The following is an 18718-nucleotide window of genomic DNA, read 5'->3' on the forward strand; positions in this document are numbered from 1 at the left end:
AAAATCTTAACCTTTTTTTATACTTAATTTTTGAATATGTTGAATCAAAGGAAAATATTCATTAACAAGGGAAACAAACTTTCCAACAGTGAGTGCTGAAACAACAGTGCCTAAACCAACCCCTTGTAAAGAATGGAAAAAGAAAAATGAACATAAACTGGCAATAATAATCAAAGTGATATCAAAACATATTTTGACCATACCAAAATCTTTATGTGTCACATCACTGATTGCTTTGACAATACCTTCTCCTGGAACCATAATGACATTAGGAGCAACTTCAATACTGATTCCAAATGCTAAAATTATACAACCTATAATCAGGCTTATAATACGTATAAGTAATGTTTCTGGTTGAAACCAGTTCATCAAATACATACTTATATCAATAAAACTACTAAAGATAATATTCGCAAGAATTTGTAAGAATTGGATAGGTTGAAAATCTTTTTTTAATATGATAATTTGAATGATAATAAAAATCATATTAAAAATGAAAGTCATCATACCAAAACTCATATGTGTAAAATAAAGACTAAAAACATAAGGAACACTTGATATTTGTGAAGTTCCCAGAGCACTTTTGGTAATAAAAGCAATACCAAATGAGTTAATAAAAAGACCTAATAAAAAATAAAAATATCTTAAAATTGTTTTATTCATCATATTCCTCCCTCAAATTATCAAGTACTTGATTCAATATCTGATTCACTTCTTTTTGATTTAAAGATTGATAAGCTATCTGATCAACTTCATAACATATTCTTTTGACTTCTATTGCTTTTTCTTTGCCCAATTCAGTCAGAAAAATGAGTACTGATCTTTTATCATTTAATTGATTTTGACGATAAATCAATTGCTGTGTTTCCATCTTTTGAATAAGACTTGTCATAGTTGACTTATCTAAGACACAAGTTTGACCTATTTCTTTAGGGGTTTGCCCATCTTTTTCATAAAGACATTCAAGAATTTTAGGTTGACCGGGATAAAGCCCAATGTTTGATGTTTTTTGTGTCATCAGTTTATGACTATAATGAAAACATTTTAATAATAAAAAGTGTATCTCATAATTTAACATATTTTTCACCTCATTTAGTTTGAAATCAAACTAAATTATAATTTATAAAGATGATTTGTTAAGTGACTTTGTACACATAAATTTCATATTTTTTCCACTTGATATTCACATGGTTTTGTTAGAATCTTCTCGAAAAAGGAGGTTGTGTATGAAAAATATTCTTGAATTTTTAGAACAATCATCACAAAAATATTTTACAAAAATAGCTTTTAGTGATGATAAAAATGAAATAACATATGGTCAATGTGTTGAAAATGCTCAAAGAATAGGAACAAATTTATCATCATTGCAGATACGTAGACAACCTATAGCAGTAATGATGGATAAAAATGTAGAAAGTTTAACAGCATTCTTTGGCGTTGTTTATAGTGGAAACTTTTATGTTGTGATTGATATACATATGCCAGATGATCGTATTCAATCTATATTTGAAACTTTACATCCAATAGCTTTGATTACGGAAAAACAATATGAGCATAAAGCACAAAATTTACATCCTCAAGTTTTTATTTATGAAAATATGATTCCAACAGAAATAAATCATCAAAAATTAAATGAAATCAGAAATCAAATGATTGATAATGATCCACTTTATGCTTTATTCACTTCTGGTTCTACAGGTGTTCCTAAAGGTGCAGTTGTATCACATCGTAATGTTATGAATTATGCCTCGTGGTTTAAAGAAACGTTTGATATTCATGAAGATACACAATTTGGAAGTCAGACACCATTTTATTTTAGTATGTCTGTTTCAGATGTATTTAGTACGATTATGGCTGGAGCTTCACTTCATATATTGCCTAAAAAATTGTTTTCTTTCCCTGTAAAGCTCATTGAATATATGAATGAAAAACAAGTCAATACTATTTACTGGGTTCCTTCAGCATTAGGAATTATAGCGAATATGAAAGTATTGGATTATATAAAATTAAATGATGTTCAAAAGGTTTTATTTGCTGGTGAAGTTATGCCAACTAAACATCTCAATTATTGGAAGAAACATCTTCCTCATGCTTTGTATGCAAATTTATTTGGACCAACAGAAACGACTGATATTTGTACATATTATATTGTTGATAGAGAATTTGAAGATGATGAAGTTTTACCGATTGGCAAAGCTTGTCAAAACTGTGATGTTTTCTTATTAGATGAAAAGAATCAAGAAGTCATAGATGATCGTGAAGGAGAACTTTGTGTTAGGGGATCGTTTTTAGCATTAGGTTATTACAACAATCCAGAAAAGACACAAGAAGTTTTTGTTCAAAATCCATTAAATCAAGCATATCCTGAAATCATTTATCGTACAGGAGATTTGGTGAAATATAATGAACGTGGTGAATTAATTTATATCACACGTAAAGATTTTCAGATTAAACATATGGGATATCGTATTGAACTAGGTGAAATTGAAGCAGCAGTTTATGCTTTATCAAAGATTCAAAGTTGTGCAGTTATTTATGATGAAAAAGAAGATAAGATTATTTTGATATATACTGGTAAAATAACAGATCAAGAGATTATGGAAGGAATATCTCATAAATTACCACAATATATGTATCCTAATAAGATGATTCAGTTAAAGGTTATGCCTTTAAATCAAAATGGGAAAATAGATAGAAAATGGTTAAAAAATCATTATCATGAGGAGGAAAAATAAATGAATGAATTATTAGATATTTTAAAAGATTTAAAACCGGGTGTTGATTTTGAAAATGAAAAGAATTTAATTGATGATAGAATTTTAGATTCTTTGGATGTTATGAATTTAACGGTTGAACTCAATGATGAATTTGATATTGAAATTACACCTTTAGATATATTACCTGAAAACTTTCAATCAATAGAAACAATCTATCAGTTAATTACTCGTTTACAGGAAGATAATTAATGGCATATACAACATATATATATTTATTACTTTTTTTAGGAAGCACATTTTTACTTTATACAGTGTTTCCTAAAAAATATAAATGGATTGTTTTATTATCAGCAAGTTATCTTTATTACATTCTTGCAAGTCGTGTATGGATGATTATTTTTATATTACTGACAACTATTTCTATATACATAGGTGCTATATGGTTAGATAAAATTAATGATATATTTGTATCAGTCAAAAAGTCTTTAGATCGACAACAAAGAAAAGAATTAAAAGAGAAAATATTATGGCAAAAGAAATGTGTTGTTATGTTTATATTGTTTATAAATCTAGGATTACTGATTTTCTTAAAATATTCAAACTTCTTAATAAGTTTACTTAATATCAGTATTTTAGAACAATTTCAAATTTCCATTCCACTCATTAAATTATTTTTACCACTAGGAATATCTTTTTACACATTACAAGCCATAAGTTATATAGTAGATGTTTATCGTGGGAAATATCATGCAGATGAATGTTTATCAAGAGTCGCTTTATACTTAGCGTTCTTTCCAACAATCGTAGAAGGACCTATAACAAGATATAACGAAGTAGCATATCAACTATATGAAGGTCATTCTTTTGATTATAAAAATTTTACTTTTGGATTACAGCTTATTTTATGGGGAATGTTTAAAAAGATTGTTATTGCTGATCGAGCAAATATGCTCGTTAATTATGTCTTTGATGATTATTTAAAGTTTTCAGGTTTAAGTGTAGTGATTGCGATTATTTTTTATACAATTCAATTATATACAGAGTTTTCCGGATGTATGGATATTGTTAGAGGAAGTGCTCAACTATTTAGTATTAGACTACCAGATAATTTTAGACAGCCATTCTTTGCGAAAAGTATCAATGAATTTTGGCAACGTTGGCATATAACATTAGGTTCATGGTTAAGAGATTATGTTTTTTATAGTGTATCTTTATCAGCACCATTTAAAAGATGGAGTCAGTTTGTTAAAAAACATGGCAATGAATATGTCAGTAAACTCTTACCAGCTTCAACAGCTTTATTTTTTGTTTGGATATGTAATGGATTATGGCATGGTGCCAGTATAAAATATGTAATGTATGGAATGTATTATTATCTATTGATGATGCTAGGTATGTATTTAGAACCTGTTTTTATGAAAATAAAAAATGCTTTCCATATTCAAAATCAAAATAAGTTTTTTCAAATCTTTTCTATTATAAGAACTATTTTGATTGTTAATATTGGTATGCTTATATTTAGAGCTGATACTTTATCTTCAGCATGGCATATGCTTGTATCTTGTTCTCAAGGCACAATGGATATTCCTTACATGGGATTAGCATTGAAAGATATGATGATAGTGATTATGGGTGTTATCATTGTTTATATCATGAGTTTATTGAAGGAAAAAAATATATCTGTAAGAGAACATATTGCAAAGTGGCATATTGTACCACGTTGGACTTTTTATTTAACTGGATTGATGATTGTTGTGATTTTTGGAGCCTATGGTAGAGGCTATGATATTGTTAGCTTTATCTATGCACAATTCTAGGAGGGATGAGGATGAATAAACAGAATATGAAAAATATTTTAAAAATGATGATTTTCTTATGTTTAGTGATTACTCTTTTACATCTTTCATCTCGTATTGTAGAACCTAAACAAAATACAAAAGAATCTGGTATAAAATATGAAAATGCAAGAGGATTTTATGGTGAAAGACAAAATTCTTTAGATATTATTGCGATTGGAAATAGTGATTTATATAATGCAATGAATCCTTTACAATTATGGCATGAACAAGGAATTCCTTCTTATGTCTGTGCTGAACCTAGTCAAAAAATTGTTGAAGCATATTCTTTATTGAAACAGACTTATTTGAATCAAACACCTCAATTAATTATATTAGAAGTAGATGAATTATTTACAAAGAGTGATGTTGATGATTTAGATATAAGTATCTCTGAAACTTTAAAAGAAATTTTTCCTGTTTTTGATTATCATAATCGTTGGAAAAATATTCAAAAGGATGATTTTATAAAAGAAAAAGTTTATAATCAAAAGATTTTGACAAAAGGCTATAAATACTATAATAATGTTCAATCTTATAAAGGTGGAAAATCATATTTAAAGAATAAAAAGAAAAGTTCTTTAACATATACAACACAATATTATCTTAATGAATTTATAAAATATGCCAAAAACAATGGCTCACAAGTTTTATTGATGTGTTGTCCTACAGCGAATACATGGACAATGGATAAACATCATACAATCCAAAAAATTGCTGATCAATATCAATTACAATTCTTGGATTTTAATATGTTATTAGATGATATCAATTTCGATTGGACCAAAGATACAAGAGATGGTGGAAATCATCTTAATGATTTTGGAGCACAAAAAGTCACTCATTATTTAGGTAACTATTTAAAATCAAAATATCATTTTCAAGATTATCGTACACATCAAGATTATCAAAACTGGAATCAAGATTATTTAGAATATCACCAAAAATTAAAGTATTATAAAGGAAAAAATGGTTTTATTGGAAAATAGAATTTTTTATTGATTTGTCTAAGAAATATGCTATAATATTTCTTGCCATTACAATAGGCGGCTTCGAACCATGTCAGGACCGGAAGGTAGCAGCATTAAGAATGCCCGTTTATGTGTAGTGGCTTTTTTCTAAGGGGTGAAAGCAATGAATGATGAAGAATATATGCAATTAGCTTATCAACAAGCTTGTCTTGCTAGAGATATTGATGAAGTTCCTATTGGTACTATTATTGTCAAAGATGGGAAAATTATTGCAACAGGGTATAATCGAAAAGAATCTCAGCATGATGTAACGGCACATGCAGAGATGATTGCTATAAGGAAGGCATGTCAAAAATTAAAGTCTTGGCATTTAGATGGATGTATCCTTTATTCTACTTTAGAACCATGCATTATGTGTAGTGGTGCTATCATTCAAAGTCGTATAGAAAAAGTTGTTTTTGCAGCCAAAGGACAGCGTTGGCATGGACTATCAACTTTTTTAAGAAGTCACGAATTTAATCATCATCCTCAAATTGTTGCTGGTATTTTAGAAGAACAATGTTGCTCATTACTATCATATTATTTTAAGGAAAAGAGAAAGCATTAGGGATTTCTGTTGAGAATTTCTATTTTTATAAGAAAATTCATCTAAGATATGATAAAATGAATATAGAGGTGATATATATGGATCAACGTATGTTGAGTGAACAGATTAATTATGAGAATTTTTTATTAAAAGTAATTAAATGGGTATTTTTAGGTGTTGCTGTTACAGCACTAACTTCTATTGTTGTGATATTATCTGGAATAATTCATTATTTGATTAATTTTTATTTCCCAGTATTATTTGTTTCTGTTATTGTAGAAATTGCCTTTGTTTGGATTATAAATAAAAAACTTCAAAATTATGGAGATCAAGTTTCTTATGCAATGGCAAAGAGATATTTTATTTTATATTCAATTGTTAATGGTGTGGTTTTTTCATTTCTTCTCTCTGTCATTTCTGTTTACATTACAGCATTAGCTTTCGCTTTAACTTGTGCTTATTTTGGATTATTATATACTATTACAAAGTATACAAGTTCAGATTTCTCTTTTGTAATGAAAGTTTGTATTTCAGTATTACCGATTCTTATAATTGGATATATTATTTTAATGTTTATTCAAGCACCTGCTCTTTATTATATTATTGTTTTGATTGATTTGGCTGTATTTACAGGAATAACGCTCTATGATTTAAAAAAAATTTCAACAGTTTATCATCAATCTTTGGAAAATCAAAGAGAAGGTTTAGCTTTAATGTGTGCTTTAAATCTGTATCTTGATTTTGTTAATATATTCATTGATATTTTAATGTTAATCAGTGATAATAATTAATTATGGGTATCGTAAGGTACCTTTTTTTGTGTTATAATGTGACAGTATAAGGAGTTGATACATGTGGCATATAAAACATTATATCGTGTTTATCGTCCCCAAAGATTTGAAGATGTTGCAGGACAGGAACATATTATTACAACATTGAAACATGCAGTAGAAGAAAATAAGATAGCTCATGCTTATCTGTTTTGTGGTCCACGTGGAACAGGAAAAACAACAATTGCGAAATTGTTGGCTAAAGCTGTGAACTGTACGGGTTCACCTAAACCATGTGATCAGTGTGAAAACTGTCAACAGATTACATTGGGTACACATCCTGATGTGATTGAAATTGATGCTGCAAGTAACAATGGTGTTGATGAAATTAGAGATTTAATTGAGAAGGTCAAATATGCTCCAACACAGGGAAAATATAAAGTATATATTGTTGATGAATTTCATATGATGTCACCAAGTGCGTCAAATGCCTTATTAAAAACACTAGAAGAACCACCAACTCATGTTATTTTTATTTTTGCAACAACGGAACCACATAAGATTTTACCAACTATTATATCAAGATGTCAGAGATTTGATTTTACAAAATTAAGTGTTCCAGATATTGTTTCAAGAATGGAAGATATTTTAAAAGAAGAACATTATCAATGTGATCAAGAAGCATTAGAATTGATTGCAAAATTGGCTGATGGTGGAATGAGAGATGCTTTATCTATTCTAGAACAATGCTTAGCTTATAATGATAAACATTTGACTGTTCAAGATGTTAATCAAATTTATGGTATAGTTTCATTGGAAAATAAGATCGATTTTATTAAGATGATTCTTTCTAAAGATATGAAAAAAGCATTATCGACATTAGAAGATATGAAAATGAATGGTATAGATATTAAAAGATTGACTTTGGATTTAGTTGATATTTTAAAAGATATTGTGATTTATCGTAATACACAAGATGAATCTATATTGTTTGTTTTATCTAAGTATTATTTAGATTTAATTGTTCCTTATATAGGTTGTGAAGAAGCATTGAATTTTATTGATATACTTATGGATGCCAGTGAAAAATATGCAAAAGTAATCAATCCATCAGTTTATTTTGAATTGGCTATTTTAAAGATGTGTAATCAAATTCAAGATGAAAAGATTGTTCATATTGAAACAGTCAAAGTACCACAGCAACAAGTTGTAGAAACACCAGTAAATCCAGAAGTTATAGAAGATGAAGAAATCATTGATGAACCTGCTTTGGATATAGTAGAAGATGTGATGGAAGAAGAACCTTATATTCATCAAGAGGTTGTAGAGGAAGTCCCAACTTTTGAATTTGAAAAGGAACCTGATATTCAAGCTGATGTTGATAACGATATTCATGTTGATGAAGCAGATATTATGAATATTCTTGTTCAGGCGAAAAGAACGATATTAGAAAGTATTCAAGAAAGATGGCCTATTATTAAAAGATATTTGGCTAATTTAAATATGGCAAAGAGTGCTGGAATGCTTTGTGATGGAACTGCTGTAGCGGCTTGTGAAGGTGGATTAATTATTTCTTTTGAATATCAGCCATCTGTAAATGCAGTTAATTATTATAAGAATTATAAACAGTTAAGTGCTTTCTTACAGGAAGTTTTAGGGAGTGAATATCGTTTTATTGCAATTCAACAGGATGAATGGATTAAAATGCGAAGTCATTTTATTGAATTAAAGCGACAGGGACAATTACCTAAACCACATGAGTTGACATTAAAACATATAGATTGTCATGATTTAGATCATGTTGATATGACTGAAGCACAAGAATTTGCTGTTCAGTTATTTGGTGAAGATATTGTGGAATTTAAGGAGGATTAAAGAATGAATTTTGGAAATTTATTGCAACAGGCACAACAAATGCAACGTAAAGTCAATAAAGCAAAGAAAGAATTTAATGAAAGAGAATTTGAATTTAAAAGTCAAGATGATTATATTGTTGGAAAGATGAAAGGCAATCTTTCTATTAGTGAATTACATATTCAAGATTCCTTGATTCAAGAAGATAAGGAAAATATGGAAGCACTCTTAATAGCAACAATTAATCAAGCTATTGAAAATGTTTCTAAAGAAAGGGAAGATACATTAAATAAAGTCACAAATGGTGTTGATGTATCAGCATTTCTATAATGGAATATCCACATAGTTTTGAGGAACTTGTTGAATGTTTTAAAATGTTACCAGGTATTGGTACAAAAGGTGCTGAACGTCTGGTTTATCATGTTTTATCAATGGACTTTGAGCAAGTTGAGAGATTTTCTGATGCTTTATTAAATTTAAAAAAGAATATTCACTATTGCCAAAAATGTGGACATATATGCGAAGGTGATATTTGTGAAATATGTCAAGATTCCACAAGAGATCAGACAACAATCTGTGTTGTTGAATCGCCTAAAGATGTCTTTGCAATGGAGAAACTCAAAGAATATCATGGTTTATATCATGTTTTACATGGGACAATTTCTATTATGGATGGGAAAACAATAGATGATTTAAATATTCAATCTTTGTTTGATCGTTTAAATGAAAATATTAAAGAAGTGATTATTGCCACAAATCCTACACGTGATGGAGAAACAACAGCCTTATTTTTAGCAAAACTGCTTGCTAAACAAAATATACCTGCTTCAAGAATTGCGAATGGATTGCCTATGGGAAGTAATCTTGATTACGCTGATGAATTAACGTTGTTAAAATCACTAGAAGGAAGAAAAAAACTTTAATCATCTCATATAATACAATGAGGTGATTTTTTTGTTTAAAATAACACGTATTTTTATAAGGTTGCTTATGGCAACTCTATCGATTTTTATTTTTAATAGTTTTCATCATATAACGCAAATCACTTTATCCTTAAATATATTTAATATTGTGATGATTTTATTGTTTGATATTTTTGGTTTTATTCTTTGTATTGTCTTAAACATTGTCCTATAAATGCAATGAAATAAAACTTTATCTTTGTGTCAATTTTATATATAATAGAGAAAGAAATGAGGTGTTATAATGGCAGGTGTTTTTATTACTTTTGAAGGTGGAGAAGGTAGTGGAAAAACAACTATAGCAAATATGATTCAAAAGACATTAGCACAGGAAGGTTATCATGTTGTTTTAACAAGAGAACCAGGTGGTGTAGAAATAGCAGAAAAGATTCGTGATATTATTCATGATGTGAAATATATAAATATGGATAGAAAAACCGAAGCATTACTCTATGTAGCAAGTCGTCGACAACACTTAGTTGAAAAAGTGATTCCTGCGTTAGAAAATGACGCTATCGTTATTTGTGATAGATTTGTAGATAGTTCTATGGTTTATCAAGGAATAGCAAGAGGTATAGGTATTGATGAAGTTTATCAGATGAATTTATTTGCTACCGAAAATATCTTACCAAAACGAACGATTTTCTTTGATATACAACCAGAAGATGGTTTAAAGCGTGTATATGAAAATAAAAATAGAGAAGTCAATAGGTTGGATTTAGAGAACATTGATTTCCATAGAAAAGTCTATCAAGGCTATTTAAGTTTATGTGACAAGTTTCCTAATAGAATTGTTAAAATAGATGCTTCTTTGGATATTGATCATGTCTATCAGCAAGTATTAAAAAAAATTAGAGAAATACTATGATTTATAAAGATATTTTAAAACAACAACAACCTATTTTATATCAAATTCTCTTACAAAGCTTTCAAAATCAGAAAATTCCCCATGCTTTTTTACTTGTGGGAAAAAATGCCAGTTTACCAGCTCATTTTATTGCAAAAAGTTTGATTTGTGAAGATGATATTCTTGCTTGTGATCAATGTAATGAATGTCGACGTATTGACGAGCATAATTATGGTGATTTTATATATTATAATGGGCAAGATGAAATAATTAAAAAACCACAAATCGAATATATACAAGATCAATTTTCCAAATCTGCTTTAGAAGGAAAAGCTAAGATTTATCTAATGGAAAATATTGAAAATTCAACAAGCGAGGCAATGAATAGTTTATTGAAAATGTTGGAGGAACCAACTGCTGGTATTTATGCTATATTTACTTGTCAGAACTTAAATAGAGTTTTACCAACTATTCAGTCAAGATGTCAAGTCATTCAGCTTTTACCATCTTCTCAAAAAATGTTAAGAGAAGAATTAAAAAAAGAAGATATATCACAGGATGATGTAAATATTCTTGCTGAGTTATTTACGAGTTATAATGAGTGTAAGGAATATATTGAATCTGAATCTTTTGAAAAATTAAAAGAAGAAGTATATCATTTTATTGATGACTTATATTTTCACAGAGATAATTTGATTATTAATGTTCAGACACACTTACTTAAAGAATTTAGTGATAAGAAAAATATTCAATTTTTTCTTAACATGCTAGTATTGGCATTAAGAGATTTGTTTCACGTGAAACATTCTATGAACTTAACTTACCCATCATTTAAAAGTTTATATGATAGAATTAATGATCAGGAAGAAAATATCATTCAAAAGATTGATTTAATATTAAATACAGAATACTTATTAAGTACCAATGCAAATGTGATGTTGTTAATGGACAGCATGATGTATAGAATATAGGAAGGAGAAAGTATGGAAGAAAGATTAGCTCTTGTACGTTTTAACAATGTTGGAAAATCTTATTATTTTTCTACCGACTTGGAAGTGTATAAAGGAGATAAAGTTGTTGTAGAAACAATAAGAGGATTAGAGTTAGGAGAACTGGTATCAGATTTAAAGCATCTATCAGAATTTAATCTTGATACAGAACTCAAAAAAGTAAAGAGAAAAGCTAATAGAGCTGACATAGAGCTTTACGCATATAATGAAGCAAAAGCTGAAAAGTCACTTGAAATTTGTAAAGATATTGTAAAACAATATGATTTGGAGATGCATTTGGTCAGCTGTGAATATACACTTGATGCATCAAAAGTAATATTTATGTATACATCAGAAACACGTGTAGACTTTAGAGAACTACTTAAAGAATTGGCAAGTGTTTTTAAATGTCGTATTGAATTAAGACAGATAGGTCCACGTGATAAATCAAAAATTGTTGGTGGTTTGGGATCTTGTGGTTTGCCATTATGTTGTTCATCTTTTCTTGGAGAATTTGATGGTGTGTCTATTAATATGGCAAAAAATCAGATGTTAGCTATTAATATTGATAAGATTTCTGGATCATGTGGTCGATTACTTTGTTGTCTTAAATACGAAGATGATACATATACAAAAGAAAAACAAAGATTTCCTAAGATTGGTTCAAAAGTGAAATATGATAATAAAATTGTTAAAGTTACTGGTTTAAATGTCATTAGTGATTTAGTAAAAATAGAACATGACGGTAATATAACATTTGTATCTTTAGATGAAATTCAAATACTGCCACCAAGAGAGCATAAGCATGAACCAAGAAGTCGTTAATTATTTATTAGCATATGAAAATATGAAAATTATCCAAAGAAAAGATATGTTTAATTTTTCTTTGGATACTGTTTTATTAGCACATTTTTGTACAATTAATAAAGATTTAGATGAAATAGTTGACTTTGGAACAAATAATGCAGCTATTCCTCTATTATTAAGCTTAAGAACTGATAAAAAGATTACAGGAATCGAAATACAAAAAGAAGCAGTAGATTTAGCATTGAAAAATATACAATTAAATCACTTAGAACAACAAATAGAAATTATTCATTCAGATATTAAGGAATATGTTAAAGATGCTCAAAAGGTTAAACTTGTTATATGTAATCCTCCTTTTTTTAGAGTAGATGAGAGAAGTAATTTGAATGAGAATGAATATTTAAAAATTGCTCGTCATGAAATAAAAATCAATTTAGAAGAAATTGTACAATCAGCAGCAAGAATATTGGATAATAAAGGTCGTTTTGCGATGGTGCATCGACCTGATCGTATGATTGAAATTATTAATATGATGCAAAAATATGATATTGAACCAAAGCGTATTCGTTTTGTTTATCCAAAAGTAGGGAAAGATTCACATATTTTTTTAATTGAAGGAATGTATAAAGGAAATAAAGGATTAAAAATAGAAGCACCATTATATGCTCATAATGAAGATGGTAGCTATTCAAATGAAGTGAGAAAGATGTTTGGAGAAGATATTCATGAATAGACAAAAAAGTTTTGAAAATCAAAAACCGACACTTTTTGTTGTCGCTACACCAATTGGAAATTTAAATGAAATGACTTATCGTGCAATACAGGTTCTTAAAGATGTTGATTATATTGCAGCAGAAGATACACGTAATACTGTGAAACTATTAAATCATTTTGACATTTCAACAAAGCTGGTTTCTCACCATGAACATAATCTGATGACAGCTATACCAAAGATTGTTCATGATTTAAAAAATGGTTTGAATATTGCATTAGTAAGTGATGCAGGATATCCTGCAATTAGTGATCCTGGTTACGAGCTTGTGAAAGAGGTTATTAAAGAAGGAATGAATGTTGTTCCGATATCTGGAGCAAATGCTTGTTTAGATGCATTGGTTGTTTCTGGTATTGCACCACAACCTTTTCTCTTTTATGGTTTTTTAGATAGAAATGATAAAAATAAGAAAAAAGAGCTGGAAAAACTAAAAAAATATCAAGAAACAATTGTTTTTTACGAAGCACCACACCGTATTAAAAAAACATTGAAATTGATGTACGATATTTTAGGAAATCGTTCTATTGCCTTATGTAGAGAATTAACAAAAAAACATGAGGAAATTAATAGAGGAACAATTGAAGAAATATTATCTGTCATTGATGATATGAAAGGTGAAATGGTTATTGTTGTTGAGGGAAGTCATGAAGAATTTCAGGATCAGCCTCTTGTATTTGAACAAAGCATTGTAGAACATGTTGAAGAATATATTGAAAAAGGAATGTCAACAAAAGATGCTATTAAAGAAGTAGCAAAAGAAAGAAAGTTATCTAAAAATATTGTATATAATGAGTATCATAAAAATTGAATATAGAAATATATTCTTTTTTTTATACTTTATTGTATAATAAGGATATCACAAGGAGGGAAAAATATGATTTATACAATAACGTTTAATCCGTCAATTGATTATATGGTAACTGTAGATCAATTTCAGACAGGAGAAGTTAATCGTGTTCAAGATGAATATATTCTTGCAGGGGGAAAAGGAATTAATGTATCTATTGTTTTAAAAAACTTAGGTGTTGAAAGCCAGACACTTGGATTTATTGCTGGATTTACAGGAAAAGAAATACAAAAGCGTGTAGAAGAAAAAGGGATTCATACTGATTTTATAGATGTTCATAATGGTTATTCTCGCATTAATTTTAAATTAAAAAGTCAACAAGAAACAGAAGTTAATGGGAATGGACCTCATATATCAAAACAAGATATTGAGTTATTAATGGAAAAGTTAAAGAAGTTAAAGAAAGGGGATATACTTGTTTTATCAGGAAGTATTCCTCAATGTGTTTCTAATGATATTTATGCTAATATTATGAAAGAATTACAAGATATAGGTATTGAAATCATTGTTGATGCAACAGGGGAATTATTAATGAAAGTATTGGAATATAAACCTTTCTTAATTAAACCTAATAACCATGAGTTAGCAGAAATGTTTCACGTGAAACTTTTTGATCAAAAAGATATAGTGACTTATGCAAAGAAACTTCAAGAAATGGGAGCAAAGAATGTTTTGATTTCAATGGCAGGTGATGGAGCATTCTTTATTTGTGAAAATGGAAAAGTATACTTTAGTGAGGCACCAAAAGGTATTGTAAAAAATTCAGTAGGAGCAGGAGATTCAATGGTTGCTGGGTTTATTGCAGGATATGAAAAAACAAAAGATTACATCCAAGCGTTTAAAATGGGAGTAGCGACAGGAAGTGCCAGTGCCTTTTCACATGATTTGGCTACACAGGAAGAAGTCGATGAATTATTGAAAACAGTTCATGAGGTAGAGTATGAATATTAAAGATTTATTAAAGGAAGATAGTATTATTTTAGATACAACGGCTACAAATAAAGAAGAAGCTATTCAAGAAATGGTAGCAAAACATTATCAATGTGGTCATATACAAAATCAAGATATTTACTATCAAGCTATATTAGAAAGAGAAAAACTTTCATCAACAGGAATAGGACATTTTATCGCAATACCACATGCACAGAGTGAAACCGTCAATTATCCTTCATTGGTTGCAATGGTCAGTCCAAAAGGAATAGAATACGATTCATTAGATCAAAAGCCAGTGCATTTATTATTTATGATTGCTGTTCCAAAAGAAGCAGGATCAAAACATTTAGAAATATTAGCACAACTCTGTCAAATATTAATGGATGAAAAAATTGTGGATCAACTTATTCATAGTTCCCATGAAAAAGAGTTTTTATCTATTCTATGTCATGATTTAGAAAAGAAAGAAGATCAAAAGGAAGAATCGAAAGAGTTAGATATTGTTGCAGTGACAGCTTGTCCAACAGGAATAGCCCATACTTATATAGCTGAAAAAGCATTGATTGAAAAAGCAAAAGAAATGAACATATCTATCAAAGTAGAAACAAATGGAGCCAGTGGTATTCAAAATACATTAACAAAAGAAGATATTCAAAAAGCACGATGTGTCATTGTAGCTGCTGATAAAAAAGTAGAAATGGAAAGATTTCATCATAAACCTTTAATTCAAGTTCCAGTTACTAAAGCTATTTATCACACAGAAGAATTACTACAAAAGGCAATGAGTTCAAATATAGAAGTTTATCAATCAAGTGAACAAAAACAGGAAACAAATGAAAAAGGAATTAGAAGAATTTATCAGCATTTAATGAGTGGTATTTCACAGATTATACCTATTCTTATGATTTCAGGTATTTTTATAAGTTTAATACCTTATATTCAAAATATGGGTATTGAAAGTGAATACTTAACATTAATTTATTATATTGCAACTTTAGCAATTAATATTGCTATTCCTATTATGAGTGCATTTATAAGTGATAGTATTGCAGGAAAACCAGCATTTATTGTATCATTAGTTTCTTCTATATTACTGATAAATATGCAAGGAAATGTTATTGAGGGAATTATTCTAGGATATATTGCAGGATATTTTGTTTTAGGTTTATCACGTATATTAAAATATTTACCTAAAGATTTTCAAAGTTTATCTCCTAATCTTTTTATACCACTAATAGGAAGTTTTGTGATGGGAGTGATTATCTATTTGACATCACCTTATTTTGCTTCTTATATTCCTTTGATAACACAAGAATTGAATCCAGTTATGTTGATTCTTATAGGAGCTTTACTAGGTATTATGATGTCTATAGATTTAGGAGGACCTATTAATAAAACAGCTTATACATTTGGAATTATAGGTATTTTTATTGGCAGATATGATTTAATGTCAGCAGTGATGTTGACAGGTATGTTACCACCATTAATCATCTGGTTGACAATGCTTATAACACATATTTTTAATGATGAGGAAAGAAAACAAAAATGGTCTTGTCTTTTTAATGGACTATGCTTTGTAAGTGAAGCTGCAATTCCTTATATGCAAAAAAATAAATATACAATTCATTATCCATGTATTATTGCATCAGCCATAGCTGGAGCATTGGCAATGTATTTTGGATGTAGTCAGGCATTTCCACATGGTGGTATATGGACAATCATGTTTATCAATCAGCCTTTATATTTTGCATTTAGTTTAGTTCTTTCAACAGTTATTGGAACACTTTTCATTATTTTTACAAAATATTTATTATCATATTATCACAAAACAAGAGTCGAATCTTAAAGGCTCTTGTTTTCTTTTGATTAATAGAAGTATAATAAAAATAAGGAGGTAAGACATAAGAATGAGCCAAATAATTATTAAAAACTATGTTAAGAATGATTATGTAAAATGTATGTTTGTGTTTGATGAAAATATACAAGAGTTAAAGAATGATTGCCCTCATCTTGTATTTGATAATAAAAAGATATATCTTCTTAATGATCATCATTACCCACAATTTTTCTATCATCATATAGAATCTATAAGCATTTCATTATGTAGCCGACTCATGAGTTACTGTGAAAATCATAAAGAAAAATTTTCTTTGTTGAGTGATGAATATTGGAAAAGAGATGAACCAATATTATATTGTGGACATATGGGTGTTAATCTCACTTATTGTTTAGATATGATTATTCATTATCATGATAAAATGTATGCTTTTGAAAGTTTTTCAATACTTCAGACACAAAGAATCATTGAATTGCTTAAAAAGAATCATGTTTGTTTAAATGATCCCATCCATATAGAAAATATAGTGACAACACATCATACAAAATATGAATTACAACATTATTTACAATTTCATTATAATGAATTAGCCAAAAAATATCATTTAGATAATCCTAGAGGGCAAATACTTTATCAAGAAATTGCATTAAGCAATAAATAGATAATAAAAAATCTGTATGAACTATTCATACAGATTTTCTTTAATATAATCTTCTATAATTATAAACATATCTTTCCCAGTATCCGGAAAGTGGGGCTGTTTTTACACATTGATCTGCATATTGACCAACAGTACCAGACCCTTCACCAGAAGCATGAACAAAACTTCCACCACCAATATAGATACCAATATGTGCAACACCACTACCATAGCTAAATGTGATGACATCTCCCGGTTGTAGTTGAGAACGTGAAATAGATTGTCCACTACCAGCATATCCAGCAGCTGTTGTACGACCTAATTTGACGCCAGCTTGATTATATGCCCAATATACTAAACCAGAACAATCAAAATAGTTTGGACCATTAGCTCCCCACCAATAGCGACATCCTCGTCTTGTTAATGCTTTTTGAGCAATAGCGTTACCAACAGATGAATCACCGGGAACATATGATCCACCACCGCCACCACCACTAGGAGCACGAGAAATCAATTCAGAAAGAGCAGCATCTATTTTCTTTTGTGCTGAAGAAACTTCTTTTGATTCTTTTTGATTATCTTTAATTTTCTCTTGTTGTGAAGCTTTTAATTCAATATATTTTTCTTGTAATGCTTCTTGAGATTTCTTTTGTGATTTTAAATTTTCTCTTGCAGTTTCTAAAGATTTTTGTTGTGTATCAAGATTCTTTTTTTGTTGTGTAAGTTCATCAACTAATTCTTTTTCATAAGCAGTGATATCATTAACACTACTTAAACGAGAGAAGAAAGTACTAAAGTCATCAGATCCAAATAAGAAATCAACAACCCAATTAGAATTATATGTTGTTTGCATAACATATAAACGTTCTCTCATTTGTTCTTCTTTTTTAGCTATATCTTTTTTTATTTTTTCAATTGATTTTAACATATAATCAATTTCTTTATTCTTTTGATCGATTTGAGAATTTAATTGATCGATTTTTTGAGAAACTTCTTCAAGATTATCATTCGTTTTAGCTAAATCATCTTTTGTATCTTGAATTTCCTCTTTTAAATCCTGATTTTTTTCCTTTAAATATTTGTTAAACTCTTGACAAGTCTTCTTATTAGAATTGGTAAGATTTGAAGAACAAATTTTAATATATTGATCTTCTTTACCTTCAAAATCAATCGCATGAACATCTATTGGAAAAAGAGTCATAGCGAATACTGAACAAAAAGTTAAAAGACTTATTGATATTTTCTTCATTCAATCACCTCTGCAAGAAACATTATAACACAAAACAATAAGAAAAAAATAACCAAATCATAGAAATTATAAAATGTCATGTTTTATATATTGAGAACATAT

Annotated in this window: 20 protein-coding genes and 1 other RNA gene; 18 read left to right on the forward strand and 3 right to left on the reverse strand. The window is 28.8% G+C overall.

Going from position 1 to position 18718, the window contains the following annotated elements:
* Positions 1 to 6: 6 nt before the first annotated feature.
* Positions 7 to 663, reverse strand: a complete 657-nt coding sequence (locus ACGHJ8_RS00085; protein WP_211962457.1) for a YitT family protein — start codon at positions 661 to 663, stop codon at positions 7 to 9.
* The gene (locus ACGHJ8_RS00090; RefSeq protein WP_211962459.1) at positions 656 to 1078 is read right to left on the reverse strand and encodes a MarR family winged helix-turn-helix transcriptional regulator; all 423 of its coding nucleotides are present in this window, start codon (positions 1076 to 1078) and stop codon (positions 656 to 658) included. Before ACGHJ8_RS00090 ends, ACGHJ8_RS00085 begins: the two co-directional genes overlap by 8 nt.
* A 148-nt stretch (positions 1079 to 1226) precedes the next feature.
* Between ACGHJ8_RS00090 and ACGHJ8_RS00095 the strand changes: the two genes are divergently transcribed.
* The 18 genes from ACGHJ8_RS00095 to ACGHJ8_RS00180 all read left to right on the forward strand — a co-directional run bounded on the left by ACGHJ8_RS00095 (position 1227) and on the right by ACGHJ8_RS00180 (position 17388).
* Positions 1227 to 2735 (forward strand): amino acid adenylation domain-containing protein, encoded by a 1509-nt coding sequence (locus tag ACGHJ8_RS00095; protein ID WP_211962461.1) that lies wholly within the window; start codon positions 1227 to 1229, stop codon positions 2733 to 2735.
* Positions 2736 to 2966: an acyl carrier protein gene (locus ACGHJ8_RS00100; protein ID WP_087356855.1), complete on the forward strand. Its 231-nt coding sequence runs from the start codon at positions 2736 to 2738 to the stop codon at positions 2964 to 2966. It abuts the gene before it with no gap.
* Entirely contained in the window at positions 2966 to 4534 is a 1569-nt protein-coding gene (locus tag ACGHJ8_RS00105; protein ID WP_390541004.1) for an MBOAT family O-acyltransferase, read from the forward strand. The genes ACGHJ8_RS00100 and ACGHJ8_RS00105 overlap by 1 nt, the downstream gene beginning before the upstream one ends.
* 11 nt (positions 4535 to 4545) lie before the next feature.
* Entirely contained in the window at positions 4546 to 5541 is a 996-nt protein-coding gene (locus ACGHJ8_RS00110; protein ID WP_205090687.1) for an SGNH/GDSL hydrolase family protein, read from the forward strand.
* Positions 5542 to 5582: 41 nt separating this feature from the next.
* Positions 5583 to 5670: signal recognition particle sRNA small type (gene ffs / locus ACGHJ8_RS00115), an RNA gene on the forward strand.
* Between the two features lie 16 nt (positions 5671 to 5686).
* Positions 5687 to 6130 carry a nucleoside deaminase gene (locus tag ACGHJ8_RS00120; RefSeq protein WP_390541006.1) on the forward strand — a complete coding sequence of 148 codons (444 nt, stop codon included), beginning with the start codon at positions 5687 to 5689 and terminating at the stop codon, positions 6128 to 6130.
* 77 nt (positions 6131 to 6207) lie between these two features.
* Positions 6208 to 6900, forward strand: a complete 693-nt coding sequence (locus tag ACGHJ8_RS00125) for a Bax inhibitor-1/YccA family protein (RefSeq protein WP_390541008.1) — start codon at positions 6208 to 6210, stop codon at positions 6898 to 6900.
* Positions 6901 to 6963: 63 nt separating this feature from the next.
* Positions 6964 to 8754, forward strand: a complete 1791-nt coding sequence (gene dnaX / locus ACGHJ8_RS00130) for a DNA polymerase III subunit gamma/tau (RefSeq protein WP_205090698.1) — start codon at positions 6964 to 6966, stop codon at positions 8752 to 8754.
* 3 nt (positions 8755 to 8757) lie between these two features.
* A complete protein-coding gene (locus ACGHJ8_RS00135; protein WP_087356864.1) occupies positions 8758 to 9063 on the forward strand; it encodes a YbaB/EbfC family nucleoid-associated protein in 306 nt (101 codons plus the stop codon).
* Complete coding sequence (gene recR, locus ACGHJ8_RS00140) at positions 9063 to 9656, forward strand: recombination mediator RecR (protein WP_087356865.1); 594 nt, start codon at positions 9063 to 9065, stop codon at positions 9654 to 9656. Before ACGHJ8_RS00135 ends, recR begins: the two co-directional genes overlap by 1 nt.
* 283 nt (positions 9657 to 9939) lie before the next feature.
* Positions 9940 to 10563: a dTMP kinase gene (gene tmk, locus ACGHJ8_RS00145; RefSeq protein WP_390541012.1), complete on the forward strand. Its 624-nt coding sequence runs from the start codon at positions 9940 to 9942 to the stop codon at positions 10561 to 10563.
* On the forward strand, positions 10560 to 11513 hold the full coding sequence (locus ACGHJ8_RS00150; RefSeq protein WP_390541014.1) for a hypothetical protein: 954 nt from the start codon (positions 10560 to 10562) through the stop codon (positions 11511 to 11513). The genes tmk and ACGHJ8_RS00150 overlap by 4 nt, the downstream gene beginning before the upstream one ends.
* Before the next feature lie 12 nt (positions 11514 to 11525).
* The gene (locus tag ACGHJ8_RS00155; protein WP_390541016.1) at positions 11526 to 12356 is read left to right on the forward strand and encodes a stage 0 sporulation family protein; all 831 of its coding nucleotides are present in this window, start codon (positions 11526 to 11528) and stop codon (positions 12354 to 12356) included.
* Positions 12337 to 13071: a tRNA1(Val) (adenine(37)-N6)-methyltransferase gene (locus tag ACGHJ8_RS00160; RefSeq protein ID WP_087356870.1), complete on the forward strand. Its 735-nt coding sequence runs from the start codon at positions 12337 to 12339 to the stop codon at positions 13069 to 13071. Before ACGHJ8_RS00155 ends, ACGHJ8_RS00160 begins: the two co-directional genes overlap by 20 nt.
* Positions 13064 to 13918, forward strand: coding sequence for a 16S rRNA (cytidine(1402)-2'-O)-methyltransferase (rsmI, locus tag ACGHJ8_RS00165; RefSeq protein ID WP_087356871.1), 855 nt, complete (start codon positions 13064 to 13066; stop codon positions 13916 to 13918). Before ACGHJ8_RS00160 ends, rsmI begins: the two co-directional genes overlap by 8 nt.
* Positions 13919 to 13984: 66 nt before the next feature.
* Positions 13985 to 14908: a 1-phosphofructokinase gene (pfkB, locus tag ACGHJ8_RS00170; protein WP_087356872.1), complete on the forward strand. Its 924-nt coding sequence runs from the start codon at positions 13985 to 13987 to the stop codon at positions 14906 to 14908.
* Positions 14898 to 16736 carry a fructose-specific PTS transporter subunit EIIC gene (locus tag ACGHJ8_RS00175; protein ID WP_390541018.1) on the forward strand — a complete coding sequence of 613 codons (1839 nt, stop codon included), beginning with the start codon at positions 14898 to 14900 and terminating at the stop codon, positions 16734 to 16736. The genes pfkB and ACGHJ8_RS00175 overlap by 11 nt, the downstream gene beginning before the upstream one ends.
* 61 nt (positions 16737 to 16797) lie before the next feature.
* Positions 16798 to 17388, forward strand: a complete 591-nt coding sequence (locus tag ACGHJ8_RS00180) for a hypothetical protein (RefSeq protein WP_390541020.1) — start codon at positions 16798 to 16800, stop codon at positions 17386 to 17388.
* Positions 17389 to 17428: 40 nt separating this feature from the next.
* Here the strand turns inward: ACGHJ8_RS00180 and ACGHJ8_RS00185 are convergent, their stop codons facing one another.
* Positions 17429 to 18616, reverse strand: a complete 1188-nt coding sequence (locus tag ACGHJ8_RS00185) for an NlpC/P60 family protein (protein WP_211962495.1) — start codon at positions 18614 to 18616, stop codon at positions 17429 to 17431.
* Positions 18617 to 18718: the final 102 nt, after the last annotated feature.

This window comes from Massiliimicrobium timonense, from assembly GCF_042850985.1.
GTDB lineage: Bacteria > Bacillota_I > Bacilli_A > Erysipelotrichales > Coprobacillaceae > Allocoprobacillus.